The organism is Flavobacterium sp. IB48 (genome assembly GCF_016405855.1).
GTDB lineage: Bacteria > Bacteroidota > Bacteroidia > Flavobacteriales > Flavobacteriaceae > Flavobacterium > Flavobacterium ginsengisoli.
Map to the genome: position 1 here is coordinate 1 of NZ_JAEFCA010000027.1, position 1014 is coordinate 1014.

Below are 1014 nucleotides of genomic sequence, written 5' to 3' on the forward strand. Positions count from 1 at the left end.
GAGCTAATGTAAGAAATACTTTGCGTTCACGAGCGGGACGCTCGCGCCAGCGGGGAGATAAATCTGCGCGATCGGGTCTTTGAGCTGTTTTTTATTTTTTGTAAATCTATTTTAGGACAGGACAACTTTGCGTTCACGAGCGAGACGCTCGCGCCAGCGGGGGATAGATCTGCGTGATCGGGTTAATCTTACACAATGGATACTTTGTATGTCACATTTTTGATTTTAACATCTTGAAAAAAGTCTCTTAATTGAGTAAACACTCCAATAAAATATTCAACGGTATATCCTCTTTGTTTTATATTATCAATGCTAAAATAATTAAAGAAACTGCCTTTATTCATTAGAAAAGCGTCAAAACTATTTCCTATATTCCACACACTGACTAAATCTAAGGTTAAAGGTAATAATTGTAAAGAGGGTAAAACTTCATTATTTATAAATGATATTACTTGTGGTAAATCGTCCAATAATAGATAAGCATTTGAATTTTCCTCTGTAACTCCTTGTAAAGGCATGTTTGTTTCTAATTTATAATAATATTCACTAACCATAGCTTTATAAAGCTCTAAAGCTAAGTTTTTATTTATTGTATAAGCATAATATAAAATTGCTCCGTAATTATCAAAATTTGTATAAAAGCCAAGTGTATTTGTACTATAATCAACTTCTAATTCTATTCTTCTTGCCATTTTTTTATTTTTTGTTATTAATCCCAACTGTTTGTTTGATTATATTTTTTGTGTAGATATTGATAAGTGCCTTCAATAATTTCTTTTTTAGTTGTGTTAAAAGTTGAGGGGTTTATTTCAATGAGATCTGATCGTAGATACATAGCCTTTACTTTTTGTTGAAATTCAGACGCATTCATGATTATATCTTTTTTTGTCCTTACATCTTTTAATTTGAATTTAATATTTTCTGCTTTATGAATAAATGCTTGTAAATCAAAGCCTTTCCCCTGCTGGCGCGAGCGTCTCGCTCGTGCACACACAGGAAAGTCAATTAATATCA

2 protein-coding genes are annotated in these 1014 nt (G+C 31.9%); both read right to left on the reverse strand.

Annotation, left to right across the window (positions count from 1 at the left end; all coding sequences use genetic code 11):
• Positions 1–188 precede the first annotated feature (188 nt).
• On the reverse strand, positions 189–692 hold the full coding sequence (locus tag JC605_RS23600) for a hypothetical protein (protein WP_198858529.1): 504 nt from the start codon (positions 690–692) through the stop codon (positions 189–191).
• A 17-nt stretch (positions 693–709) separates the two neighbouring features.
• Positions 710–1014, reverse strand: a 305-nt coding sequence (locus JC605_RS23605; protein ID WP_198858530.1) for a hypothetical protein, incomplete at its 5' end; no start/stop codon positions are given.